Source organism: Cognatishimia sp. F0-27 (genome assembly GCF_020667845.1).
GTDB lineage: Bacteria > Pseudomonadota > Alphaproteobacteria > Rhodobacterales > Rhodobacteraceae > JAFMPQ01.
In genome coordinates this window covers 1-24265 of record NZ_JAFMPQ010000004.1, presented here as the reverse complement: position 1 = coordinate 24265, position 24265 = coordinate 1, and the positions used below count along the sequence as shown (strand labels likewise).

Sequence of the window (24265 nt, the reverse complement as noted above, 5' to 3'; positions counted from 1 at the left end):
GGGCCTTGCTGTGCGATGCCGTTTCGCGCGCCGGGGTGACCAAAACACACAACCCAAGCGTGTGGTTGAGGCATTCCCTTGGGCGCAAAGACGGTCTAGTCAGGGACGACGTCTTATTCGGGAGCCTGCCATGTCCGTGAACATCCTTTTCTCCGCCGCGCAAATACGCTGGGTCCAATATGAGGCGACCCTGCGCGGGTTGTTGGACAAAAGCGGGATCGACTACGTTCTGGCCACGGAATTGCCGCCGCAAGAGGTGGATTACATTGTCTATGCGCCCAATTCCGACGTGCAGGATTTTACCCCGTTCAGGCGCCTGAAGGCGGTGCTGAACCTTTGGGCCGGGGTCGAAGACGTTGTGGGCAACCCGACGCTCAAGGTGCCGCTGGCGCGGATGGTGGACAAGGAAGGGTTGACCCAAGGCATGGTCGAATGGGTCACCGGGCACGTGTTGCGCCACCATCTCGGAATGGACGCGCATATCCTCGGGCAGGACGGTGAATGGCGGGCCGGTGTGCCCCCTCTGAGCGCGGAGCGCCCGGTCTGCATCCTTGGTCTGGGCACGCTGGGCATGGCCTGTGCGCGGGCGCTTCGGCATCTTGGGTTTCCCGTCCGCGGCTGGAGCCGGACGCTCAAGACGATGGCCGGCGTCGATTGTTCTGCGGGCGAAGATGGGCTCACGAAGGCGCTGGACGACGCGCAGATCGTTGTGCTTTTGCTGCCCGACACGCCCGCGACCCAGAACATCCTGAACGCCACGACGCTTGCCCGGCTTGCCCCTGGCGCTTTCGTGATCAATCCCGGGCGTGGACCGCTGATCGACGATGCCGCCCTGCTCGCCGCGCTTGACAGCGGGCAGGTCGCCCATGCCACGCTCGACGTGTTCCGCACCGAGCCCTTGCCCGCAAGCGACCCCTTCTGGGGCCACCCGCGCGTGACCGTGACGCCGCATATCGCGTCGGAAACCCGCGTTAGCTCGGCCAGCGCGGTGATTGTTGAAAACATCCTGCGGGGCGAAAAAGGCAAACCCTTCGTGCATCTGGTTGATCGCGCAGCGGGGTATTGAGCGTCACTCAAAAGACGTGAGCCGCGTCCTGATCGCCTCGAGAACGGCGCCGGATCAACCGTTTTCGGAATTCAGTTCCGGTTCGAACTGCGGTAAGGGGGCGCAACACTGCTCAGCCCCGAGGTTCCGTCATGTCCCGCCCCATCAAGATTGCCCCGTCCATCCTGTCCGCTGATTTTGCCGATTTCGGCCGCGAGATCCGCGCGATCGAAGATCAGGGCGCCGACTGGGTTCATGTGGACGTGATGGACGGGCATTTCGTGCCGAACCTCACCTTCGGTCCGCCAGCGGTCAAGGCATTCCGCCCGCACGTGAAAACGGTCATGGACGTGCATCTGATGATCGCTCCAGTGGACCCCTATATCGAAGCCTATGCCGAGGCAGGCGCGGATGTGCTGACGGCGCATCTGGAGGCCGGGCCACACCCGCACCGCACGCTTCAGGCGATCCGCGGCGCGGGTATGAAGGCCGGGTTGGCGCTCAACCCCGGCACACCGGCAGAGGCCGCGTCGGAGCTGCTGGATCTGTGTGACCTCGTTTGCGTGATGACGGTCAATCCCGGCTTTGGCGGTCAGAGCTTCATCGACATGACCGCCAAGATCCGGCGGCTGCGCGCGATGATCGGAGACCGCGATATCCATATCGAGATCGACGGTGGTGTGGACCCGAAAACCGCGCCGCTGGTGGTGGAGGCGGGCGCGGATGTGCTGGTCGCCGGATCGGCGGTGTTCCGGGGCGGCTCGGTCGATGCGCCGGAGATTTATGGCCGCAACATCAAGGCGATACGCGACGCGGTGTCGTAAACACGCGCGACCGGGAAAGGCTGCGAGCCGGCCCGCGAGGGACCGGTCGAGCGGTGCTGGCGGCATGGCAGCAGCGGGCGCGCCGACTCAAGGCTCTGCGCCTGATCACCATGTCGCAAGACACGCGGAACGTCCCGTTCTTGCAGCGCTTTTTGCGCCCTCAGGCCTGTGTCTTCAGCGGCGTGTGTCTTTAGCTGCCCCGGCGATAGCGGAAAGTGCCGGTCCCCTTGGCGATCACCTCTCCGGTTTCGTCGCGGAGCGTGGCTTCGGCAAAGAACGTGGATTTGCCGCCGCCGGTCTTATGCCCTTCGGCGATGAGATGTGTGCCCTGCGGTCGGGACAGATATTGTATGTTGAGCGCCAGTGTCAGGCACATCTGGCGGCGCTCCGGGTCGCCGGTCCAGCAGCCGCTGAACCCCATCGCGGTATCAAGCAACGCGGCATGTACCCCGCCATGGGGGTTTCCGTGGCGGTTCATGGTGAAATCCGCCAAGGGCATTTCGCATCGGGCATAGCCCTCGGACCAATCGGTCAGCTCCATGCCGATATGGGCGGCGAAAGGGTATTGCTTCTCGCGGAAACGATCGTCCATGGCGCTCCTCAAGGCTTTGCTCTGTTGTCTCTGATGACGCCGTTTTCGGCGATGCACAACCCATGCACAAAGCATGCACATTCCATGCGCATGCCATCTGCGTCGCGCCCGGTCGCTGCCTCACGCCATCCTGCGCCGCTGGCACGTGCGGCCCGGCCATCCAGACCGCGCGGAGCGCTCTGGACGGGGTGCGCGCGACCGGGGCCGGTGTCGTGTCGGGTCGGACGCCGGGACTGCACCCCCGGTGTCCGGCGCGCGCCCGTCAGGGTTTGGCGTTGGTGTATTTGCGCAGCTCCGCCCGCGCGACCTGACGGCGGTGCACAGCGTCCGGCCCATCGGCAAACCGCAAGGTGCGCACATGGGTCCACATATGCGCGAGGTCGTGGTCCTGCGAAATGCCCCCTGCCCCGTGCATCTGCATCGATTCGTCGATCACCTTGCCCGCCATCAGCGGCGCGATCACCTTGATCTTGGAAATCCACGGCTGGGCGGCGCGCACGCCGGCGGTGTCCATCATCCAAGCCGCCTTGAGGCACAAAAGCCGCGCCATCTCGATCTCCATCCGCGCATTGGCGATGATGTCGTAATTCGCGCCAAGCTCCGCGATCGGCTTGCCGAACGCTTCGCGCTCCAGACCGCGGCGGCACATCATGGAGAGCGCTTTTTCCGCCTGCCCGATGGCCCGCATGCAATGGTGGATGCGGCCCGGCCCGAGACGGCCCTGCGCAACCTCGAAGCCGCGCGCGGCACCCAGCACGATGTTCTTTGCGGGCACGCGCACATCGGTGAAGCGGATATGCATATGGCCATGCGGCGCGTCATCGGCACCGAAGACCTGCATCGGGCGCAGGATCTCGATCCCGTCGAGATCCGGATCCATCACAAACATCGTGTGGCGCGCGTGTTTGGCGGCATCCGGATCGGTCATCGCCATCAGGATGTAGAGCCCGCAGCGCGGATCGCCCGCGCCGGAGATCCACCATTTCTCGCCGTTGAGCACGTAATCCTCGCCATCGCGCCGCGCCTCGAAGCGCAGTTGCGCCGCGTCCGAGGAGGCCACGTCCGGTTCGGTCATCACATAGGCGGAGCGGATCTCTCCAGCCAGAAGCGGCTTGAGCCAGCGCTCCTTCATCCAGTCGTCACCGTAGCGTTCGAGCACCTCCATGTTGCCGGTGTCCGGCGCGTTGCAGTTGAACACTTCGGCGGCGATGCCGACCTTGCCCATCTCCTCGGCGAGATAGGCGTATTCCACGGTGCTGAGCCCGAAGCCCTTGTCGCTGTCGGTGAGCCAGAAATTCCACAGCCCGCGCTCGCGGGCCTTGGCCTTGAGCCCGTCGAGGATCTCAAGTTGCCGGTCGGTATGTTTGAAGCGGTCACCGGAGGGGTGTTTTCCCACCTCGGCGTGAAACTCCGCATCGAGCGGCGCGATCTCTTCCTCGATCATGCGCCGCACCTGTTCCACGAGCGGGCGCACCCGCTCCGTCATCCCCAGATCCATGGGATCTCCTTCATGTTATGCAGCGGGGTGCCGCGTCGTGCCCGTCATGGCACGGCCCTGTCCTACCCCGCCCGCGCCGCGTCGGACGCGTCCTCGTCATAGATGCGTGTGATCCAATGCGCGACAAGCGCCGGGCGCGCCGCCCCGTCGATTTCGACCGACACATCCCAGTGCCGATCCGTGAACGTTGCGCCGCGGGTTTCATCCTCAAGCTCGAAGCGCCCGCGAATGCGGCTTCCGACGCGCACCGGCGTGACGAACCGGATCCGGTCAAAGCCGTAATTCACGCTCATGCCCGAGGGCGCATCCTCCGCGGTGACCTGATAAGACATGGCAGAGAGCATCGAGAGCGTCAGAAAGCCATGCGCCACGGTCCCGCCGAACGGCGTTTCGGCGGCAAAGGCCTCATCGAGATGGATCGCCTGCCAGTCATCGGTCACCTCTGCAAACGCGCGCACGCGCGCGGCATCCAGCGTGATCCAGTCGGAAAAGCGCACGGCCATCGCGTCAGCCGACATCGGGCATCTGGTAGCCGTCGAAGCGTTGCCGCAAGGTCAGCTTGGAAACCTTGCCCGTTGCGGTGAGCGGCAGCGCGTCGACAAATTCCATCGCATCGGGAAGCTGCCACTTGGCCACATGATCGAGCATCATGGCGTGGATCTCTTCGAGCGCCGGTTTTTCGCTTTCGGATTTCGGTACGACAACGAGCAGCGGGCGTTCGTCCCATTTCGGGTGCGGGATCGAGATCACGGCGCAATTGGACACGCAAGGATGCGCCATGGCGATGTTTTCGAGATCGATCGAGCTGATCCATTCGCCGCCCGACTTGATCAGGTCCTTGGCGCGGTCCTGAATATAGAGAAAGCCATCGGCATCGATGCTGGCCACATCGCCGGTGCCGAACCAGCCTTCGGCATCGAGCGCGGCGGCCGTCGCTTCGGGATTGTTGAAATAGCCCGACACGATGCCGTTGCCGCGCACATAGAGATTGCCGACGGCCTTGCCGTCATGGGGCAAGCGGGCGCCGTCCTCATCGGTGATCTTGAGCTCGACACCGAACATCCGGCGGCCCTGCTTGGATTTGAGCGCCATGCGGGTGTCGAAATCGAGCCCTTCCATCGTGGGCGGAAGCTGTCCATGGGTGCCGACGGGCGACATTTCCGTCATGCCCCAGGCGTGACACACGTCGATATCCTGCCGTTCGAAGAACTCGATCATCGCGCGCGGGGCAGCAGAGCCACCGATGACCACCTGCTTGAGCTTTGACGGGGCCGCGTTGCGGGCTTCCATCTCGGCGCGCAGACCAAGCCAGACCGTGGGCACGCCCCAGCTTGCAGTGACGCCTTCGGTCTCCATCAGGTCGAACAGCGAGGCTCCGTCAAGCTTGCTCCCCGGCATGATGAGCGACGCGCCCACAAGCGGTGCCGCGTAGGGCAGACCCCAGGAATTGACGTGGAACATCGGCACCACGGGCAGGATGCGGGCCTGCGCGTTCAGGCTCTTGGGGATCGCGATGGACAGCCACAGCGCATGCAGCACCGTGGAGCGCTGGGAGAAGAGCGCGCCCTTGGGGTTCCCGGTTGTGCCGGAGGTGTAGCACAGGCCGGCGGCGGCGGTCTCGTCTAGCATCGGCCAGTCATAGGCGGCGGGCTGGCCGTCCAGCAGCTCTTCGTAGCACAGGAAGTCGACGGCGCTGTCGGGCATGTGGGCGCGATCCGTCATCAGCACGAATTTGAGATCCGCGGGCAGCTGATCCGCCAGCGCCTCGATCAGCGGCACAAAGGTCAGATCGAGGCAGAGCACACGATCCTCGGCATGGGTGATGATATAGAGCATCTGTTCGGCAGAGAGGCGCGGGTTGATCGTATGACACACCGCCCCCATGCCGGAGATCGCGTAATAGAGCTCGAAATGGCGATAGCCATTCCACGCCAGGGTCGCGACCCGGTCACCGGGCGCAATGCCCAGACCGGCGAGCCCGTGCGCAAGCTGCCCGGCGCGCGCATAGGCTTCCGCATAGGTCTCGCGATGGATATCGCCCTCCGTGCGCACCGAGACGATCTCTGCCCCCGGGTGCAATTCCGCGCCATACTGCAGGATCTCGATGATCCGCATCGGCATCGTCATCATCATGCCTTGCATCTGGCCCTCCCTTGCCATCAGTCTTGCGACAGAGTGACCGCCTGTTGGCCCGCGATGCAACCGATTTGTCGGCAAAAGGGGCATATGCCGGTCGCAATCCGCGGGGCACCCCGCGCCCGAAGCAAAAGGACACGCACAATGCCCGACCAGATGCGCGCCATCACGCTCGCACGCCGCCCCAACGGGGATCCGGTCTCCGAGGATTTCGCTTTTGTCGAAGCCGCCGTGCCCGTGCCGGAGGAGGGCGAGATCGTCGTGGCCTGCAGCCACCTGTCGCTGGACCCCTATATGCGCGGCCGCATGGATGACGTGAAAAGCTACGCGCCGTCGGTGGAGATCGGTGGCATCATGACCGGCCAGGGCGTCGGACGGGTGATCGCCTCGCGTGCAGAAGGGTTTTCAGAGGGCGATCTCGTGACCGGGATGACCGGGTGGGCGAGCCATGCCCGGCTGCCCGGCAAGGAGGCGCGCGCGCTCGACGACCGGCTGCCCCCGTCCACGGCGCTTGGCGTGCTCGGCATGCCCGGCTTCACCGCCTGGGTCGGCTTGCAGGAATTCGCCGCGATGCAGGCCGGCGAAACGCTGGCGGTGGCCGCGGCCACCGGTCCGGTCGGCTCCATGGTCGGGCAACTGGCCCGCGCGGCCGGTCTGCGCAGCATCGGCATCGCGGGCGGCGCGGAAAAGACCCGGCTGCTTACGGAAACCTTCGGCTTTGACGCGGCGCTCGATCATCGCAGCTTCGACGATGCCCGCGGTTTGCGCGCGGCGCTGGCGGATGCCGCGCCCGATGGGATCGACATCTACTGGGAGAATGTCGGCGGCACGGTTCTGGAGGCCACGCTGCCGCTGATGAACACCCATGGCCGGATCGTGGTCTGCGGCACGATCGCGTGGTATGGCGGCGTGGATCTGTCCGGACCCGACAAGTTGCCCGGCCTCTGGCGCGCGGTGCTGGTCAAACGTCTGTCGATCAACGGCATGATCGTCTTTGATCACTGGCACCGCTTTCGCGAATTCACCGAAACCATCGGCCCAAAGGTCGCCGCCGGAGAGATTGCCTATCTCGAAGACATCGCCCACGGGCTGGATGCCATGCCCGAGGCCTTCATCGGCATGCTCAAGGGCGCCAATACCGGCAAGCAGATCGTCGCGCTCTGACCCGAGCTGCCGCCACCCGCCAACCGCCGCACGCCGCGCAGATCCAACCGGCCCCCAAGCCCCCGCACCCCATCGCAGGGGCCGCACGCTCTTGTCGGCGCGCGTGTTTTTCTTTGGGCCGCAAATATCCCGGGGGATCAAAGGGGGCTGGCCCCCTTTGCCGCCCTCGCCGCCCGAGATACGCCCCGGTCGGCGCTGCCCCGCTTGGCCAGGCCTCCCCCGCCGGGAAACCCGCTCTCGATCAGCCCCGGCCGATATAGGGCATCTTGGTGGCCATGACGGTGACAAATTGCACATTGGCCTCCGGCGGCATCTCGGCCATGAGCCGGACGGTGCGCGCGGCATCGGCCACGTCCATGGTCGGCGGCGGCGCGTCGCCTGCCGCTTCTGCCCGTTTCACCAACCCATCAAGCAGATCCGTGCGCGCATTGCCGATATCGATCTGACCGCAGGCAATATCGTATGGCCGCCCGTCAAGGCTGAGCGATTTCGTCAGGCCGGTGACCGCATGTTTTGTCGTGGTATAGCAGACCGAGCCCGAGCGCGGGCGATCAGCAGAGATCGACCCGTTGTTGATGATGCGCCCGCCTTGCGGCGATTGCGCCCGCATCCGGGCAAATGCCGCACGGGCACACAGGAACATGCCCGTCAGGTTCACGTTCAACACCGCGTGCCAGTCGGCCACGGCGATCTCGTCGATCGGCGCTTGCGGACCGAAGGTGCCGGCATTGTTGAACAGCACGTCCAGCCGGCCCGCCTGCGCGACAAAGCGCGTGAAGCTGTCCTCCACCGCCGCCGCGTCCGTCACATCGCATGGCAGGACAAGGGCGTTTGCGCGCCCTTGCGCGACCGCTTCGAGCGCCTCGCGCCGCCGCGCCACAAGGCCAACCCTCCAGCCCGCATCAAGAAGGTTTTCGGCGACGGCGCGGCCAATGCCGCTGCTTGCGCCGGTGATCAGAACGGTTTTCATTCGGCCTCCTGCGGTGGTGTCATCTCAAGGCTCAACGGCGCCGGTTTGCCGCCGAGATCATCGGTCACAAGCGGTCCGGTGGGCCGTGCCAGCCGGTTGCGCACCACCCAGAGCAACCGCGATTGCGCGCGGGTGATCGCCACATAGGCGAGCCGTTTCCACAAGGGCTGCCCGGCTTCGCTGCGCCCCATACGGGCGGCGGCATAGAGGTCGGGCGCAAACACCTGAACCGCATCCCATTGGCTGCCCTGCGCCTTGTGAATCGTGACCGCCGCACCATGCAGGAAGGTCGCGCCCATGCGGGCGGCAAAAGGAATGAACGGCTCTTCCTCGTCCGGCTTCTCGATCTTGACGATGGACGCGGCCGAGACCTGCGGCTCCTCGGCGCCGATCACGTGAAGGCGCGAAAAACCGGGCTTGCGACCCGGGCCGAGATAGACCACCTGCGCGCCCTTGATCAGGCCGCGGGCTTCCAGATCGAGCCGCTTCTTGCGATGCTTGAGCGGCAACTCGATCCCGTCACAAATCAGCGGCTCACCCGGCAGGAGCTCCGTGTCCGGCGCGTCATGCACCGCCCGGAACGCATCGATCAGCCGGATGCGCGTGGCATTGCGCCACACCAGCACCGGCGACCGAGCCATGAGATCGACCTCCACCCGCTGCGCCCAGACGACGCGGTCGTCGCTGCGGGCGCGGTCCTCGATCATGCGCTCGAAATCCTCGAATCCCAGCGCCGGGTCGGCCAGCGCATGGGCGAGGTCGAGGATCGGGTTGTCGGCGGCCTGCCTGTGGATGCGGCTCAGTTCGAGTTTCTGCGACGGTTTGAGCTTGTCGAAGACCATCTCGCCGGATTGGTTCACAGGCGCAAGCTGGGCCGGATCACCAAAGAGAAACAGGCTCGGGAAGATTTCCTTCAGGTCGTCGAACTGGCGGTCGTCGAGCATGGAAGCTTCGTCGATCAGCCCGATATCGAGCGGCTCTTCGCGGCGTTTCCAGCCGGTGATGAAATCCGACCCGCGCAGACCGGCGGCGGCGAGCGCGGCGGGCACGGATTTGTGGCTCTCGTAGCTGGCCTTGGCCCGGGCGAGCGCCTCTTCGGTCAGGCCTTCGACCTCGGGCTGTTCGCCCTGCCCGGTCAGCCATTCGGCGATACGCTCGTATTCGGGGTCGTAAACCGGCGTGTAGAGGATGCGGTGGATCGTCGTCGCCGGCACGCCGCGCATGCGCAGCACGAAGGCGGCCTTGTTGGTGGGGGCGAGCACGGCAAGGGTGCGCCGGTCCTTGCGGCGGCGGCCTTCATAGTCGCCCGAGACAATATCGACCCCCGCGCTTTCGAGCGCCTTGACCAGTTCCGCAAGCAGGAGCGTCTTGCCCGATCCGGCCTTGCCCATCAGCGCCATGACCGTGCCGGGCGCCTCCTTGGGCGGGCGGGTCAACCCGTTGTCGAGGTCGATCCCGGCGCCCTGAAGCACTTCCGAAACCTGGTCGAAAGCGGTGGCCTGATCTTCGGAAAGGGTGAGCGCGGGCAAGGACATGCCGGCACTTTATGCCGGTCGCGCGGGCTGTGCCATGACAAAGCGCGCGCCGGCTGTTCGGTGTCTTGCGGGCTCCGCCTTATTCGGCCGCGATGACATAGGCGGCAGGCGCCCCGGGCGCGGGGGCCGCGGGGTGGGAGGGCGCTTCCGGCGGCGTGGTGGCGTTGAAGGCGCGCTCGAACCAGCGGCGGGAGAGATCAGGGCTGACGCCGGCGGATTTGGCGACCAGCGCCTGGGCCTCTTCGGTGAATTCCCAAAGACCCACGGCAATCATCGCGCGGCCTTCGCCTTCCTGTCCGAGCACTTCCGGGGACGCGCCGATGCGGCGATAGATCCGGACCATGCGCGCGTCGAACACGCCGACATAATGCTCGACATTGAAGCCGCGCATGACCTCGCCACCGGCCAGCATGAGTGCCGCCGCCACGCCGGGGGTCGCGCCGCGCGCAAGACAGAACCGGGTGCATTCCCAGATGAAGGGACTTTCGATGCGCACGCCATCGGTGAGGTGAATGAAGTGGTCGTTGACCATGGTCTGTCCGGTGGTCGGCAGCAGGCGCATGGAGCCGCCATGGGTGCCGTCCTCGTTTTCCCAGATCACGTAGAGCGGGTTCAGATCATCGTATGCGTCGCGCTCTTCGCCATGGGCATCGACGCTGACCTCCCACCCAAGCCGCGTGTGAAACTGGTCCGCGCGGTCGCGGAACATGGTGGTTGCCAGAAGCGGGAACTGGTGCAGGTCGTTGCCGTAGATATAGCGGATCATCATGTCTCTCCGTGTCATACCGGTCGGGGTCAGGCCGGTGGGGTTCGGGCCAGATTGGCCAAAGCTGATGGGGAGAGACTGCAAAGAGAGCGATTAACGCTTTTCCACAGGGTCGCGCGACGCATTAACCATTCCATTACCGCGTCAGGTTGGCCCCCGTCCCGCGTGGGCTCGGGAGTGATGGACGACTTCTGTGGCCATTGCGCTGGGGCGCGGGCCGAATTGGGCTGGCCGCGCGATGTGGGCGGCCGGTTTGAGCAGCGGCCGGGACGGCCGAGCCCAGATGTTGCGCGCCAAAGCGCGACCGCACGCCCGTCGGGGCAGATCCGCAGATCGGCCGGGACCACCCTGTTCCGAGCCAGACTGTCTTGCGGCTCTGGGTGCGCCATGCGCCCGCAGGACCGCCGGGTGTGGCCCGGCCCTCGGGAACCTTGGCTTCGGGTGAGGCGCATGTCCCTGTCCTTGCGACACCTCCCAGCCGGCGTGGCTGCGCGGTTCAGGGCGGACGGATCGTCTGTGCGCGACAGATACCGTCGAAATCTTACCCCGTGGCCCGGTCCGGCATCTTATGCGCAAGCGCCGTCCGGTGAGGGTCCTTTGGCCATGCGCTTGATGGCCGGACGCTTGGTGTTCGGCCCCATGGTGACCGGACGCTTGGGGCCGGATCCTCTCCGATCAGGCGCTTTGCGCTCGATCGCTGGCTGATCAGACCACGATCAGGCCACGGCTGAGCGCGCGAGCAACTGCGTGGGTCGTATTCATGGCCCCCAGCTTGAATCGTGCGCTTTCGATGTAGACCCGCAAGGTGTGCTCCGAGATCGAGAGCTCCTGAGCAGCCTGGGCGCGGTTCATGCCTATGGCAATCAGTGTCATGGCTTCGAGCTCGCGCGGCGAAAGACTGGGCGCGGGATCAGGCGTGCGCCCCGGTTCCAACTCGAGCGCGCGCTGATTGAAGTAATGCGCAATCAGGATGAGATCGCGCCGGTTCTTTTCTGTAAACGCCCCCCATTCCTCGTCCGAGCAATTATGTGATGCCGTGAAGGCTGCGAACTGTCCGTTTGGCCCCCTGATCGGAATCGAGAACCCCTGATTGCCGACCCCGTGCGTGATGGCGTCTTGAAGAAAGGCGCGCTGTGCCTTGCCGGACCAGTCGAGTTGCTTCCAGTCCACCGGATGAAAGCGCTGAAAACAGCCCTGTATCACCGGATCGATCCTGAGATATCCTTTCTCCAGGTAGCGATCGACCCACACCTGGTCATAGGTTCCGCATCCGTATTGATCGCCACTTGAATTGACCCAGTGATAGACAAGATGATCGACCCCGATATTGTCTCTGAGCTCGAAGATGGCGCCATAGAGGTCGTCACGCTCCTTTGCGTATTCCAGCCTTTTGATCAGCCCATCCAGCGCCAATTCTGCTTCCATGTAACCCAAAGCCGTTCCCCTTGGCTTGGGACGCGATTTCGGCCTGTGCCACGAAGGCGGTGTCTTCGAGCTGTGCGGCAAGTGTCGGCAGACCATTGGCACGCGCGAAAGTCTTCAGGTCGGTCAGTACGTCCAGAACCCAGTCATGTCCCATTGGCTTTACCTCACTTTGAAGTGGTTAACGATTGATTAATACAACCATAGCATGCGTCGTTTGACGTTAATATTCACGAATTTCCCCTCCCCAAAAACAGTGAGGGCGTCAAATTCAGCCATTTGATTTCACTCGATCACGATTCTCGGGATCGCGGGCATCGCCCGCCAGGCCCGATTCGACAGGTGTCTCCAGGGTAAAGCACAAAAGGTGAACAAAAACTTAGCAGCCATGACCGGCTCATGGCCAACTCCCCGCTTGACCACGCGCGGAAGCGACGATCCGGCGATACGCCCCGTCACAAGAACCGGCACAAGAAAAGGGGTGCCGCGACCTCGCGACACCCCTACAGGCTTTGTCAAAGTGAAGCCCGCGCTTACTTGCGCGCGTCCAGGCAATCCTCAAGCGTGCGCAGGCCCGTTGTCGGCGCCTGAACCAGCACGGACATGTTGCCGGGCTTGTGCTCGTTGCGCAGCATCTTGGTGTGGGCCTGCGGCACCTCGTTCCACGGGAAGACTTCAGACATGCAGGGGTCCAGACGACGCTCCACCATCAGGTGGTTGGCGGCCGCCGCCTGCTTGAGATGCGCAAAGTGGCTGCCCTGAAGACGCTTTTGGTGCATCCACGTATAGCGCACGTCGAAGGTGCAGTTGAACCCGGTGGTGCCCGCGCAGATCACGACCATGCCGCCCTTCTTGCAGACAAGGTTGGAGACCGGGAAGGTCGCCTCGCCCGGGTGTTCAAACACCATGTCCACGTTCACACCCTTGCCGGTGATCTCCCAGATCGCCTTGCCGAAGCGGCGCGCTTCCTTGAACCAGGTGTTGTATTCGGGCGTGTTGACCGTGGGAAGCTGACCCCAGCAGGTGAAATCCTTGCGGTTGATGACACCCTTGGCGCCCATGTCCATGACAAACTCGCGCTTGTCCTCGTCGGAGATCACACCGATGGCGTTGGCGCCGGCGGTGTTGGCAAGCTGGATCGCATAGGAGCCAAGGCCACCGGATGCGCCCCAGACCAGCACGTTCTGGCCCGGCTTGAGGTCATGCGGCGCGTGGCCGAACAGCATCCGGTAGGCGGTGGCAAGTGTCAGCGTGTAGCAGGCGCTTTCTTCCCATGTCAGGTGCTTGGGGCGCGGCATGAGCTGCTGTGCCTGAACCTTGGTGAACTGCGAGAAAGAGCCGTCCGGCGTCTCGTAGCCCCAGATCCGCTGGCTGGGCGACATCATCGGGTCGCCGCCGTTGCACTCCTCGTCGTCGCCATCGTCCTGGTTGCAGTGGATCACAACCTCGTCGCCGACCTTCCAGCGCGTGACCTTCTCGCCCACGGCCCAGACGATGCCAGACGCGTCGGAACCCGCGATGTGATAGGGCGCGCCATGGCCGTCAAAGGGCGAAATTGGCTGGCCGAGACCCGCCCAGACGCCGTTGTAGTTCACGCCCGCCGCCATCACGAGCACCAGCACCTCGTGGCTGTCGATGGCCCATGTGTCGACCACCTCCTGCTTGAAGGACTGCTCCGGTTCGCCATGCCGTTCGCGGCGGATGGCCCAGGCATACATCTTGGGCGGCACATAGCCGAGAGGAGGCATTTCGCCGATCTCATAGAGATCTTTTTCGGGAGCGTCGTATTGGGCGATGCCCGGCTGGGTGTCGAGTGCCATGAGGGCCTCCTTTTCGAGACGGTCTGCCTTTCGGCGCAGGATTGGTTTGCATCGGGGATGCCGCAGCTGCACCCGTCGATTCATGGTGATACGGCAGGGATATGGCGATTTGCGCAACAAATCAACAACTGAAATGCCGATTTTGAAATTTTATAACCGAGCGACCGCAGAAATTCTTATGCGCATGCAGAAACCCAAACATTGACGTTGCGGAATGCGCGCCCCCTGCCCCGGCGGAAAACGCAACGCGCGCAGAGCGGAGAGAGCACCCGGCGCGATGACGCGTAGCCACCGCGTGCGGGCTGCCGCCGCTCCGCGGCGATCCGTGCCCGGCCCGCGCCGCGCACGCCACCGCGTGCGGGCTGGTGTCAGGCCGCGCATGCGGCGTCAGCAGTGTTCGGCGGGCGTGTCGTCATGCGGGGGCGTTGCCGCGGACGACGGGAGCCCGGCCGGCGCACACGGAAAGAGATGCGCGATCGAATTGGCATAAAAACGCACCAGCCGGTCTTCCTCCGGTGCGATGCGCAGCTGCCCGTCCTCGGTTTCGATCACGGCGCCCCTGTCGATCAGCGGTTGCAGCCCGGTGGTGACCGCCTGCGCCATGCCCGCGTGTGGCAGGTGCACCGGATGGTCCCCCAGAGCGGCAAGCGCCGCGGCGACATCGGCCGTCAGAGCGGTTCGGGTCGTCGGACCACGCAGCAGCACATGCGCCACCAGCGGGACCGGAAGCACCGGGACGATGGCGGCAATCCGGCGCATGAGCTCAAGCGAAAGCGCCTCGGCATCGTCGGACAGGCCCGGCTCCTCGCGCAGGGACACAGGCGCCCCAAAGCTGACGGCCGCGTAGCCGAATGTCTTGAACCGGCCGGTGAGCCGCAACCAGATATGCCGCAAGACCGCCAGAGAGACCCTTGAGACGCGCGCGTCGAATTTGCGCTGGCCCTTGTCCTGGGCCGCGATCAGCACGCGATCCTCGAGAACGCGGTCATAATTGAGCGCCACCGGCACAAACACCACATCGCGATCCGCGAGGCTCAGGTCTTCGGTGATATAGGTGAGCAGACCCAGCTTGGGGGATTTCAGGCTCCCGTCCAGCGACAGGCCGCCTTCGGGATACATGGCCTGGGTCACCCCGTTTTCCGTGGCCATCTGCACGTAGCGGCGCAGCACCCGACGGTAGAGGTTGTTTCGGGACTTGCGGCGGATGAAATACGCGCCCATGGCCTTGAAGAGCGCCGAGAGCGGCCAGACCTGCGCCCATTCACCGGCGGCATAGCTGAGCGCGGAGCGGTCAGACGCGAGATGGGTGACGAGGACGTAATCCATGTTGGAGCGGTGATTCATCACGAAGATCACCGTGGCGTCCTTGCCGATCGTGGCCAGGCCAGCCTCGTCGCTTTGCACGATCCGCACGGAATAGAGCGCATTGGACAGCATCCGCGCGGCGCGCACGCCCCAGGAGAAATAGGTGAACGCGGAGAAGGACGGCACGATCTCGCGCGCGTAGGCGCGCGCGCGCTGAAAGGCGACGTCTTCGCGGACCTTTTCGCGGCGCGCATGCTCGACAATGGCCTGTGTCACGTCGGGATCGTAGATCAACCGTTGGATCAGGTCGTAGCGCCCCAGCAGGCGGAACGGTTCGATGGGGCGTTGCAGGCGCGTGTTGAGCTGTGCGACGGCACGCTCCATCCGGCGGCGCAGGAACCACCGCACCGACGGGAACAGGAAATGCGATGCGAAGGTGACCGCCGCAAACAGCAGGATCAGCACAAAGAGCCAGAGGGGAAGCGTCACCGGGGCGGTCATGGGCAGAACGTGGCAGGCGTCAGGGCAATTGCCAAGGGGCTCGCGCGGCGATCACCGCGCATGGCATCATCAATCCGCGACGCCCCTCATGCAGACGGACAGGTGAATGATCCGTCCTCCTGCTGGCGCGCCGCCACAAAAACGCCCTCTCCGCGCGAGCACAGCACCGCGCCTTCCGGGAAGGGTTGGCCCTCGGGATTGCGCGCATCGCGCACGGCGCGGTAGCCTGCAGCGCCGCCGCGCGCGGCGAGTTTGGTGGCGCCGACGCCCGTGTTGACGACGATCTTGCCCGCCGCAACGGTGACATCGAGCGCGGTTTCGGCGACTTGTTGGCCGGAGCACGCGGCCAGGGCGCCCGCCATGAACGCGAAGAGTGCAAAGGATTGCAGTTTCATGGTTTCGGTCCGATCTTTGTATTGCGGTTCGAGCAGAGCCTAGCGGTTTTCTGCATGAGAGACACCCGGTTTGTTGAGTTGGCCTCCGCCGCGCGCCCAGGCGACCCGTGCAATGCCCGCAGGAGCGGGATTGCGGCATCGTCGTGCCTTGCGCTGCACAGCGGCATTGCGCAGGCTAGGCACAGCATGCTGCATCTGCGCTGCCGCAATGCAGCGAATTGACAGAGACATAATCTGTCGAATATGAAGCGTAAGACGAAACAAGATTTCAAGCCTCGAGGATTCCTGCCCCCATGACCCAGATGCCGCCCGAGACCGCTCCCGCCCGCCCCGAGTCCGAGCGCCCCAAGGCAGACCGCCCCTGGCTGATCCGGACCTATGCCGGGCATTCCACCGCCGCGGCCTCCAATGCGCTCTACCGGGGAAACCTCGCCAAGGGACAGACCGGCCTTTCGGTGGCCTTCGACCTGCCGACACAGACCGGGTATGACAGCGATCACCTCTTGGCGCGGGGCGAGGTGGGCAAGGTGGGCGTGCCTGTTTGTCATCTCGGGGACATGCGGACGCTGTTTCAGGACATTCCGCTTGAACAGATGAACACCTCGATGACAATCAACGCCACGGCACCGTGGTTGCTGGCACTCTATATCGCGGTGGCCGAGGAACAGGGCGCGGATGTCTCGAAGCTGCAGGGCACGGTGCAGAACGATCTCATCAAGGAATATCTCTCGCGCGGCACCTATATCTGCCCGCCCGAGCCGTCTTTGAAGATGATCGGGGACGTGGCCGAGTATTGCTATACCCATGTGCCGAAATGGAACCCGATGAACGTGTGTTCCTACCACCTGCAGGAAGCCGGCGCGACGCCGGAGCAGGAACTGGCCTTTGCGCTCGCCACCGCCATCGCCGTGCTTGATGAGCTGCGACCGCGCGTCGATCCGGCGGATTTTCCGGCGCTGTGCGGCCGGATTTCGTTCTTTGTGAACGCCGGCATCCGCTTTGTGACCGAGATGTGCAAGATGCGCGCCTTTGTCGACCTGTGGGACGAGATCCTGCTTGAGCGCTATGGCGTCGAGGAGGCGAAATATCGCCGCTTCCGCTATGGCGTGCAGGTCAATTCGCTTGGCCTCACGGAGCAGCAGCCGGAGAACAACGTCTACCGCATCCTGATCGAGATGCTTGCCGTGACGCTGTCGAAGCGGGCGCGGGCGCGAGCGGTGCAGCTTCCTGCGTGGAATGAGGCGCTTGGCCTGCCCCGCCCGTGGGATCAGCAATGGTCGATGCGGATGCAGCAGATCTTGGCCTTCGAGAGCGACCTGTTGGAATATGACGATCTGTTTGATGGCAATCCGGCGGTGGACCGCAAGGTTGCGGCGCTCAAGGAAGGCGCGCGCGCCGAGCTTGCCAATATCGAGAGCATGGGCGGCGCGATCGGCGCGATTGCCTACATGAAAAACCGTCTGGTGGAGAGCAACGCCGCGCGCGTGGGCCGGGTCGAGCGCGCGGAGACGGTCGTGGTGGGTGTGAACAAGTTCACCCAGAGCGAGCCGTCGCCGTTGATGGGCGAGGATGGCGGCATCATGGTGGTCGATCCCGGCGTGGAGGCCGAACAGGTGGCGCGGCTTGATGCGTGGCGCGCGGAGCGTGACGCGGGCGCGGTGGCCGACGCGCTGGCCGCCTTGCGCGCCGCCGCGGAGACCGGCGAGAACGTCATGCCTGCGTCGATCCAATGCGCCAAGGCAGGCGTGACCACGGGCGAATGGGCCGGCGAGATGCGCGCCGTGCATGGCGAATACCGCGCGCCCACGGGCGTGTCGAAATCGCCCTCCAACCGCACCGAAGGGCTCGAAGAGATCCGCGAGGCCGTCGATGCGGTCAGCGATGCGCTGGGACGCCGGTTGAAGTTCCTTGTTGGCAAGCCGGGCCTTGACGGGCATTCCAACGGGGCCGAGCAGATCGCCTATCGCGCCCGCGATTGCGGCATGGAGATCGATTACGAAGGCATCCGCCTGACTCCGGAGCAGATCGTCGCGGCGGCGCAGGAAGGCGATGCCGCGCATGTGATCGGGCTGTCGATCCTGTCAGGCAGTCACATCCCGCTGGTCGAGGATGTGATGGCACGGTTGCGCGCGTCGGGCCTTTCGACGCCCGTGATCGTCGGCGGGATCATCCCGGAGGATGATGCCGCGCGGCTGCGTGCCATGGGCGTTGCGCGGGTCTACACGCCGAAGGATTTCGAGTTGAACGCGATCATGCGGGACATCGTGACGCTCGTGGACCCCAAGGCGGTCGCGGCGGAATAAGCGCCCGAACATCGCCGCTGGCGGCAAGGGGCGTTCCGGGGCGTCGCTTTCGGCGGCGGTGTCATGCCTGCATCGGGTCCTCAGCCATTGCCGCAGTCTGCGCGTGATCGCGAGGGCGTGACAACCGCGGCGCTCGGTGGCTGAGAAACGGGGCTGCGGGCGCTGGCAAATCGGGGGGCGCGGGAACGGCCCGTGAACCGACCGCACCCGATCGGGATTTGGATGCGGCACCTGTTTGCGCGGTCTTCGGACACGCTGTTTTTTCTGTGTCCTTGCTCACCGGGGCTGCGGGCGCGGTGCTTCCATGTAGCCGGACCCGGAGGTGAGCATCCGCATGCTGACCCAGGGTGCGGACCCCGTCGGTGGCGTTGTGAGGGGCGGCGCTCGAAGCGGCAGCCACCGGCGCATGAGCGTCGCGACGCCCCCGGACAATGTCTTTTGACATCCATCTCAGGGCGCAACGCGGGGCGGCGCCGGGTGGAGACATGCGGCCCCCTTCGGGTTCGCCACCGCTCTGATACCCTTGGGGGCAGTGATTCGGAAAATCGCGCGATAGACGAAAGACATGTGCTTCGCTCTCACTTTACGCGAGAAACCTCTTGTATCGCCGCCGGCGTCATTTGCGCTTTTTTGTGACAGGTGGCCGAGTTTGTCTGGCACAATCCCATAGTGCGGCTTTAAACGGTTATTTTCTATATAACATTGGTTTTTCAACTTTCTCGGGGCGAGTCTCGATAGGCGCAATTGGCGCGCGCGGGGCACCGTGATCGCGACCCTCGCCAATGGCCACGCAGGACATGTCACAAATATAAGCTTGTCAATTCCACCATATCTTTGAACAACGACATTGCAATAAGGAGACCATGGACAATGGCAAAGACAGATATCGATTTCGAGTCCCTCTCGCAGGCTGAGCTTGTGGACATCATCGAGTCCGCGCAAAAGGCGCTGAGAACCGTTGAAACCCGCCGGCGTGCAGAAGCCAAGAAAGCAGCTGAACAGGCGGCAAAAGAATTCGGTTTCTCTTTGGAGGAGGTGCTCGGTGGCGCACCCAAGGCATCCAAGCAAACCAAAGGCGTCCCGAAATACGCAAACCCTGCGGACAAAAGCCAGACATGGACCGGCCGCGGCCGCAAACCGCAATGGGTCATCGACGCGCTTGAAAACGGTCATTCGCTCGACGAGCTGGCGCTGTAGGCCCAAAACCGTCGCGTCTCAATCGCCCGAGATTATCGGCCCGCTCCAGCCGCGTGCGGGCCATAGATCGCACGCGCAGCTTTGCGATGAACACTTGTTTTGAGAGTCCCACATGACGGTGCATATCGGAGCCGAGCCCGGCCAGATCGCGGAAACAGTCTTGATGCCGGGCGATCCATTGCGGGCGCAATGGGCGGCGGAAACGTTCCTTGAAGACGCTCAATGCGTGAACCGCGTGCGCGGCATGCTTGGCTTTACCGGAAGCTACAAGGGCAACCGAGTCACCATTCATGGCTCCGGTATGGGAATGCCGAGCCTCTCGATATATGCCAACGAATTGATCCGTAATTTCGGTGCTCGAACACTTGTTCGCATTGGATCCTGTGGAGCCATGCAAAAGCATGTGGCAATTCGGGATGTCGTCATTGCAATGACAGCATCGACGCTTTCCACCCCGTCCCGCGGTTTATTCCGTGAGTTGAATTTCGCGCCTTGCGCCGATTACGGCCTGTTGCGCAACGCGGTGGAAGCGGCGGAACGCAAAAAGGCAGTGGTGCATGTGGGCGGGATTTATTCCTCGGACGTATTCTATGACGAGCGCGACGACCTGAGCGAACAGATGACCCGCCATGGCGTTCTGGCCGTGGAGATGGAAGCGGCAGAGCTTTACACGGTGGCCGCGCGTCACGGGGCACGCGCGCTGGCGGTGATGACCGTTTCAGACCATCTTTTGACACAGGAGGCTCTGCCCGCCGACCAGCGCGAGCGCAGCTTCGGCGACATGGTGGAAATTGCCCTCGAGGCCGCCTTTGCCTGACCCCGCCTCGCCGGGACCGCGCGCCGACGTCACCACGCCATGTCTCAGCCATGCGGCCCCAAGCGTGTCGCGTTCAATGGGTTCCGTCACACCGGGCGCATCGGTCGTGCGGTGCAAACGCCGGCACGCCGCGCGCAGCCCGTTCCGGCCCCCGGTTTGTCGCAACACGCCATAAACCATTGTATTGGCGTCCTCGTGTCGCGCCTGACTTAGTACTTCCGACGCAAGCGGGCCGGAACGGGTTGACCGAACCACGCTCGGCCACAGACATGGGATGGCGTTTCGGAACAGAGTGGCCCGTGCGGATCGTGGGTCTTTGGCGACGCGCGGGCGCGAACGCACAGAAAAGCTGTCCGACCTTGTCAGAAGGTCATGGCGCGACACCCGCCAAGGCAACGCCCAATCTGCGCTCATGCCGGGCCGTTCCGAAACAGGATGGCCCCACCTCCGAGCGATTTCGCGCATGTCAGATCATCGAGCGCGCAAAGCATGATCCGGTTACGCGCAAAAGCGCCGCAGGCAGGGCTTCGGGTTCACAGATGCCTTCAACCGGACAGATCAGGCAGGTGGTGACCGGTAGGCTTGCCTTACCCAAGAACCGAGCCACGCGGACCGATCCGAAGGGGCAACGGATCAAGCGGTTTCAAGAGCGGCATGGGCAGCCCCCCGTCCCGCGAGACAGGCACCGGTTCCGGCGGCCTCCCCTGTGGCAACGCGTTGAACCTGCGAACCGTTGTTCGCCACGGCGTCATGCCGGTCTTCCTCATCCGGACATTTAACGGAAGGAACCGATGCGGCTTGCGCGCGTGGCGATCAGCGCCCGTGGCTGCGGTCATAGGCATTTATCGGCGGGCTTTGCCATCCTTTGAGCGCGCCGTCCGCAGGGGTCAGCACCTCGACCCTGAGCGGATAACAGGCCGCGTCGTCGGAGCTGTGGCCTGCGCTGCAATCGCCACCGGGGCAGGCGCTCAGCGCGCCAAGCAGGTCGATCTCGGCCAGAAAGGTCAGGCTGTCCCCCGGACGCACGGGCGATGCCTTCATGAAATACTGTCCCGTGTCGCGCGTGAATCCGGTGCACATGAACACATTCAGCACGTCATGCACCGCAAGTTCAGCCTCGGCGAGGCTGAGCCCCGCATGATCGGCCAGAGCGCGGGTCAGGTTCGAATGGCAGCAATGGTGATAGGGCGCATCCGACAACAGCACGCCGGTATAGGGATCGCAGCGCGTGCCGATCACGTCATGCACCGCGCCGCCGAAACCATCGATCCCGTACCAATCGAGGCTGTCCTGAACAATTGTCGCCATGGGCCGAAGATAGGGGAGGCAGGACCAGAGCCGGTCCCCGGTCGACACATGCGTCCCGTGCAGCGCCCGGGTCTTGCCGGAAAAGAACCGCTCGGCACGGTTGTCGCGATGCCAGAGGTTCAGATCGCCGACCTGCGGGCCGTCCACGCAGGTGATGCGGAAAAACTGCCCGGCCGCGACCTCGAAACAGCACGCCTCGCGCGGGGCGGCGATATGGGTGGCGGCAACGGTGGCCCCGGACAGCGCCGCAGAATAGAGCGGCATGTCGGGGCGCGCGAGCGTGTCGTCGGGGTAGACGATCACGGGACGGACCGCGCGGCGTGCCTGGGCGTCGGGGGGCGGTGACTGGCTCATGGGCGCTCTCGATTTCTCAACGGGTTGCGCGACGATAGGGGGCGCGCGGCACCGATGGCAAGGCCGCGCGCCGTCTCAGGCCTGCAGGCGGGCTTGCCGGGTCATCACCGGGACAAGCACCAGCGGTGCCAGCAGAAGGCTGAGGGCGATGAAGGTGAAGGATGACGGCAGACCGAAGCCTTCGGCCAGAAAGCCCATGACCGGCGGTCCGATGAAAAAGCCGGCATATCCCAGCACCGCGATGCGCGAGATGGCCCGCGCCTTGAGCCGGTCCGGCACCAACCGTCCGGTCCATGCAAAAGCCATGGGCGCCATGACAGACACCCCGAGACCCAGCAGGGCAAACCCGATATAGGCCGTGACCAGATCGGGCGCATAGGCGGCCAACAGCGCTCCGGTTGCCGACAGGACAGAGGCGACACGGATCACGCCGGATTCGGAGAAGCGGTTCGCCACGGCCTGCCCGCTCAGCCGCCCTACGGCCATGGTGAGCCCGAGGATGGCCGGGCCGAAGGCCCCCGCGATGGCGGATGCGCCGTGATTGCGTTCGAGATGCAGGGCGGACCAGCCTTCCGTCCCTTGTTCGGCCATGAAGGCAACGAGGATGATCAACCCGGCGGGGATCAGGAGCGCGGGCGGCGCCGCGCCATCGTGGAGGGTGGTGGCGTCGGGCTCCGGGTCCGCCACCGGGGCACGCAGCATCGGGATCAGCAGCAGTGCGGTCACACATCCAAGGGCCGCGAACGCCATGACCGGCGGCACCCCGTTCTGACGGGCAACGCCACAAAACACCGCGGATGCGGCGTAGCCGACCGAAAAGATTCCGTGGTTGAGATTCATCAGCGACCGCCGCGTGCGGCCTTCGAGGACAGACAGGCGGGCGTTCATCACAACGTCCAGCGTGCCAGAGGCCATTGCGCCCAGCATCATGGCCAGCGCAAAGGTCCAGCCCGTCGTTGTCAACCCCGGAAGAAGAAAGGCCAGGGCAAGCGCCACAGCGAGGACAGGCAGGCAGCGGGGGCCGAGCCCTGCATCGGCGCGGGGCGCCAGCCACATGGCCAGCAATGCGCCGCCTGCGGACACCAGCATGGCCAGACCAAACCCCGCGTCGCTCAGACCGGCCTGCGGCTTGAGCGCGGGCACAAGCGCCGCGAACCCGCCCCAATAGAGCCCCACACAGGCAAAGGCGGCCGCGGGGCCACGGCTGAGATAAAGATCGCGCAACATCGACATGCTGCGCCCATCGCACGCGCCGCGGGGCGCGTAAAGTGCGTTGTTCCCGCGGCGCCAAGTCAAGGGTCAAGGCGCACGCGCCCTTGTGCTCAGAACCGGTTGACGGACCCTGCGGGGTCGTCGGAATCGGGGATGTCGACAAGCGTGATCGAGCCGTTTTCGAACCCGATAACGAGATCGCCCTGCGCATTTGTGGTCCTGTAATCGCGCAACAGCTCGCCACCATCACCGCGCAGGTCGGAGTCGCGCCCGATCCTGTCGGTGCGGTTCCGGAAATCGAGGATCTGATCCCCCTTCCAGCGATGGCGCTGGACACCTCAACAAGGCCGAAGATGACACGGTCCCCGCCGCTGCCACCGTACAGCGTATCCTTACCTGCACCGACATCCAGCCCGTCATCGCCCGCGGCGCCTTCCATCCGGTCGCGCCCGAAACCGCCGGTCAGCCGGTCGCGGCCCTCCATGCCAAAGAGCGTGTCGTTGCCCGCATCGCCCGAAAGGCTGTCGGTGCCGATGCCTTCCGAAAAGCGCGTCATCGCCCGCCTGACCGTTGAGGCCGTCATCGCCGCTGCCACCGTTGCGCGTATCCTCACCGGTCGCACGGGTCAGCGTATCATTGCCCGCGCCGCCGGGCCCGTTGTCGAAGCCGAGGCCCGGATCCCGACTGTAGTCGCCCGCGGCGCCTTCCAGCACATCGGCACCGCCGAAAGCAAAGACCCGACCCTCAGCAGCCTGCGCGATGCTTTCTTCGACGCCGGGTGGGCCGAAAACCGCGTTGCCGGTGATGACGGCCATCACCGCATCTGCACCCGGAACGGCGCGAATGTGGTGTCTGGCGGCCGGGGGCTTTCGCGCCATCGGACAGACCAACTCGGCCAGTGACAACACCGGCTATCCCAATGACGCGCTCCAATGCGATTGTCTGCGGCTTCCTATCCGGACGGTGCCGCGAGCCCTGACGGTGCCGCCGCCCACGGGAGCGGACCCTCTTGGGACAATCGCTCTGGACATGGGCGCGGATCCGTCTTATCGCGACGCCTTCATGCGGGGTGACAGCCTTGGAGGCACCCTGCCCTTACAA

The 24265-nt window shown here is 64.6% G+C and carries 21 protein-coding genes and 1 pseudogene; 7 read left to right on the top strand and 15 right to left on the bottom strand.

What is annotated here, in order from left to right:
- Nucleotides 1-130: 130 nt before the first annotated feature.
- Nucleotides 131-1066 (top strand): glyoxylate/hydroxypyruvate reductase A, encoded by a 936-nt coding sequence (locus tag J1C49_RS03550; RefSeq protein WP_227444427.1) that lies wholly within the window; start codon nt 131-133, stop codon nt 1064-1066.
- A gap of 131 nt (nt 1067-1197) precedes the next feature.
- On the top strand, nt 1198-1869 hold the full coding sequence (gene rpe / locus J1C49_RS03545; RefSeq protein ID WP_227444426.1) for a ribulose-phosphate 3-epimerase: 672 nt from the start codon (nt 1198-1200) through the stop codon (nt 1867-1869).
- Nucleotides 1870-2059: 190 nt separating this feature from the next.
- Here rpe and J1C49_RS03540 read toward each other — a convergent pair whose 3' ends face one another.
- From J1C49_RS03540 to J1C49_RS03525, 4 genes are all read right to left on the bottom strand, one after another.
- The gene (locus J1C49_RS03540) at nt 2060-2461 is read right to left on the bottom strand and encodes a PaaI family thioesterase (protein ID WP_227444425.1); all 402 of its coding nucleotides are present in this window, start codon (nt 2459-2461) and stop codon (nt 2060-2062) included.
- A 262-nt stretch (nt 2462-2723) separates the two neighbouring features.
- A complete protein-coding gene (locus tag J1C49_RS03535) occupies nt 2724-3959 on the bottom strand; it encodes an acyl-CoA dehydrogenase family protein (protein WP_227444424.1) in 1236 nt (411 codons plus the stop codon).
- Between the two features lie 62 nt (nt 3960-4021).
- Nucleotides 4022-4477 (bottom strand): MaoC family dehydratase, encoded by a 456-nt coding sequence (locus J1C49_RS03530; protein ID WP_227444423.1) that lies wholly within the window; start codon nt 4475-4477, stop codon nt 4022-4024.
- Nucleotides 4467-6101 carry a long-chain fatty acid--CoA ligase gene (locus tag J1C49_RS03525; RefSeq protein WP_227444422.1) on the bottom strand — a complete coding sequence of 545 codons (1635 nt, stop codon included), beginning with the start codon at nt 6099-6101 and terminating at the stop codon, nt 4467-4469. The genes J1C49_RS03530 and J1C49_RS03525 overlap by 11 nt, the downstream gene beginning before the upstream one ends.
- Before the next feature lie 138 nt (nt 6102-6239).
- Here J1C49_RS03525 and J1C49_RS03520 point away from each other — a divergent pair, with 138 nt between their 5' ends.
- Nucleotides 6240-7259: an NADP-dependent oxidoreductase gene (locus J1C49_RS03520; protein WP_227444421.1), complete on the top strand. Its 1020-nt coding sequence runs from the start codon at nt 6240-6242 to the stop codon at nt 7257-7259.
- A gap of 241 nt (nt 7260-7500) precedes the next feature.
- On the opposite strand, the gene J1C49_RS03515 is transcribed toward J1C49_RS03520, so the two are convergent.
- From J1C49_RS03515 to J1C49_RS03485, 7 genes are all read right to left on the bottom strand, one after another.
- Nucleotides 7501-8229 carry an SDR family oxidoreductase gene (locus J1C49_RS03515; protein ID WP_227444420.1) on the bottom strand — a complete coding sequence of 243 codons (729 nt, stop codon included), beginning with the start codon at nt 8227-8229 and terminating at the stop codon, nt 7501-7503.
- A complete protein-coding gene (locus J1C49_RS03510; RefSeq protein WP_227444419.1) occupies nt 8226-9764 on the bottom strand; it encodes an ATP-dependent RecD-like DNA helicase in 1539 nt (512 codons plus the stop codon). Before J1C49_RS03510 ends, J1C49_RS03515 begins: the two co-directional genes overlap by 4 nt.
- A 79-nt stretch (nt 9765-9843) precedes the next feature.
- Nucleotides 9844-10530: an acyl-homoserine-lactone synthase gene (locus tag J1C49_RS03505; protein WP_227444418.1), complete on the bottom strand. Its 687-nt coding sequence runs from the start codon at nt 10528-10530 to the stop codon at nt 9844-9846.
- A gap of 705 nt (nt 10531-11235) precedes the next feature.
- Nucleotides 11236-11955 carry a LuxR family transcriptional regulator gene (locus tag J1C49_RS03500; RefSeq protein WP_227444552.1) on the bottom strand — a complete coding sequence of 240 codons (720 nt, stop codon included), beginning with the start codon at nt 11953-11955 and terminating at the stop codon, nt 11236-11238.
- 530 nt (nt 11956-12485) lie between these two features.
- The gene (gene ccrA / locus J1C49_RS03495) at nt 12486-13772 is read right to left on the bottom strand and encodes a crotonyl-CoA carboxylase/reductase (RefSeq protein ID WP_227444417.1); all 1287 of its coding nucleotides are present in this window, start codon (nt 13770-13772) and stop codon (nt 12486-12488) included.
- Nucleotides 13773-14159: 387 nt separating this feature from the next.
- Complete coding sequence (locus tag J1C49_RS03490; RefSeq protein ID WP_227444416.1) at nt 14160-15578, bottom strand: 1-acyl-sn-glycerol-3-phosphate acyltransferase; 1419 nt, start codon at nt 15576-15578, stop codon at nt 14160-14162.
- Between the two features lie 86 nt (nt 15579-15664).
- The gene (locus J1C49_RS03485) at nt 15665-15973 is read right to left on the bottom strand and encodes a hypothetical protein (protein WP_227444415.1); all 309 of its coding nucleotides are present in this window, start codon (nt 15971-15973) and stop codon (nt 15665-15667) included.
- Nucleotides 15974-16266: 293 nt separating this feature from the next.
- On the opposite strand from J1C49_RS03485, the gene J1C49_RS03480 reads away from it, so the two are divergent.
- The 3 genes from J1C49_RS03480 (at nt 16267) to deoD (ending at nt 20290) form a co-directional block, all read left to right on the top strand.
- Nucleotides 16267-18276: a protein meaA gene (locus J1C49_RS03480; RefSeq protein WP_227444414.1), complete on the top strand. Its 2010-nt coding sequence runs from the start codon at nt 16267-16269 to the stop codon at nt 18274-18276.
- A gap of 918 nt (nt 18277-19194) precedes the next feature.
- Nucleotides 19195-19473 carry an H-NS family nucleoid-associated regulatory protein gene (locus tag J1C49_RS03475; RefSeq protein ID WP_370639366.1) on the top strand — a complete coding sequence of 93 codons (279 nt, stop codon included), beginning with the start codon at nt 19195-19197 and terminating at the stop codon, nt 19471-19473.
- A 112-nt stretch (nt 19474-19585) separates the two neighbouring features.
- Nucleotides 19586-20290 (top strand): purine-nucleoside phosphorylase, encoded by a 705-nt coding sequence (gene deoD / locus J1C49_RS03470; protein ID WP_227444412.1) that lies wholly within the window; start codon nt 19586-19588, stop codon nt 20288-20290.
- Between the two features lie 813 nt (nt 20291-21103).
- Here the strand turns inward: deoD and J1C49_RS03465 are convergent.
- From J1C49_RS03465 to J1C49_RS21900, 4 genes and pseudogenes are all read right to left on the bottom strand, one after another.
- On the bottom strand, nt 21104-21952 hold the full coding sequence (locus tag J1C49_RS03465) for a DUF1989 domain-containing protein (protein ID WP_227444411.1): 849 nt from the start codon (nt 21950-21952) through the stop codon (nt 21104-21106).
- A gap of 75 nt (nt 21953-22027) precedes the next feature.
- Nucleotides 22028-23185 (bottom strand): MFS transporter, encoded by a 1158-nt coding sequence (locus J1C49_RS03460; RefSeq protein WP_227444410.1) that lies wholly within the window; start codon nt 23183-23185, stop codon nt 22028-22030.
- Nucleotides 23186-23274: 89 nt separating this feature from the next.
- Nucleotides 23275-23397 (bottom strand): hypothetical protein, encoded by a 123-nt coding sequence (locus J1C49_RS21690; RefSeq protein ID WP_255670578.1) that lies wholly within the window; start codon nt 23395-23397, stop codon nt 23275-23277.
- A gap of 125 nt (nt 23398-23522) precedes the next feature.
- A pseudogene (locus J1C49_RS21900) lies at nt 23523-23720 on the bottom strand (calcium-binding protein); the annotation flags it as partial.
- Here J1C49_RS21900 and J1C49_RS03450 point away from each other — a divergent pair.
- On the top strand, nt 23665-24066 hold the full coding sequence (locus J1C49_RS03450; RefSeq protein ID WP_227444409.1) for a hypothetical protein: 402 nt from the start codon (nt 23665-23667) through the stop codon (nt 24064-24066). The pseudogene J1C49_RS21900 and the gene J1C49_RS03450 overlap by 56 nt on opposite strands.
- Nucleotides 24067-24265: the final 199 nt, after the last annotated feature.

Coding starts and splice junctions, on each gene's coding strand:
- J1C49_RS03550 (WP_227444427.1), top strand. CDS start 131: ATGTCCGTGAACATCCTTTTCTCCGCCGCGCAAATACGCTGGGTCCAA.
- rpe (WP_227444426.1), top strand. CDS start 1,198: ATGTCCCGCCCCATCAAGATTGCCCCGTCCATCCTGTCCGCTGATTTT.
- J1C49_RS03540 (WP_227444425.1), bottom strand. CDS start 2,461: ATGGACGATCGTTTCCGCGAGAAGCAATACCCTTTCGCCGCCCATATC.
- J1C49_RS03535 (WP_227444424.1), bottom strand. CDS start 3,959: ATGGATCTGGGGATGACGGAGCGGGTGCGCCCGCTCGTGGAACAGGTG.
- J1C49_RS03530 (WP_227444423.1), bottom strand. CDS start 4,477: ATGTCGGCTGACGCGATGGCCGTGCGCTTTTCCGACTGGATCACGCTG.
- J1C49_RS03525 (WP_227444422.1), bottom strand. CDS start 6,101: ATGCAAGGCATGATGATGACGATGCCGATGCGGATCATCGAGATCCTG.
- J1C49_RS03520 (WP_227444421.1), top strand. CDS start 6,240: ATGCCCGACCAGATGCGCGCCATCACGCTCGCACGCCGCCCCAACGGG.
- J1C49_RS03515 (WP_227444420.1), bottom strand. CDS start 8,229: ATGAAAACCGTTCTGATCACCGGCGCAAGCAGCGGCATTGGCCGCGCC.
- J1C49_RS03510 (WP_227444419.1), bottom strand. CDS start 9,764: ATGTCCTTGCCCGCGCTCACCCTTTCCGAAGATCAGGCCACCGCTTTC.
- J1C49_RS03505 (WP_227444418.1), bottom strand. CDS start 10,530: ATGATCCGCTATATCTACGGCAACGACCTGCACCAGTTCCCGCTTCTG.
- J1C49_RS03500 (WP_227444552.1), bottom strand. CDS start 11,955: ATGGAAGCAGAATTGGCGCTGGATGGGCTGATCAAAAGGCTGGAATAC.
- ccrA (WP_227444417.1), bottom strand. CDS start 13,772: ATGGCACTCGACACCCAGCCGGGCATCGCCCAATACGACGCTCCCGAA.
- J1C49_RS03490 (WP_227444416.1), bottom strand. CDS start 15,578: ATGACCGCCCCGGTGACGCTTCCCCTCTGGCTCTTTGTGCTGATCCTG.
- J1C49_RS03485 (WP_227444415.1), bottom strand. CDS start 15,973: ATGAAACTGCAATCCTTTGCACTCTTCGCGTTCATGGCGGGCGCCCTG.
- J1C49_RS03480 (WP_227444414.1), top strand. CDS start 16,267: ATGACCCAGATGCCGCCCGAGACCGCTCCCGCCCGCCCCGAGTCCGAG.
- deoD (WP_227444412.1), top strand. CDS start 19,586: ATGACGGTGCATATCGGAGCCGAGCCCGGCCAGATCGCGGAAACAGTC.
- J1C49_RS03465 (WP_227444411.1), bottom strand. CDS start 21,952: ATGAGCCAGTCACCGCCCCCCGACGCCCAGGCACGCCGCGCGGTCCGT.
- J1C49_RS03460 (WP_227444410.1), bottom strand. CDS start 23,185: ATGTCGATGTTGCGCGATCTTTATCTCAGCCGTGGCCCCGCGGCCGCC.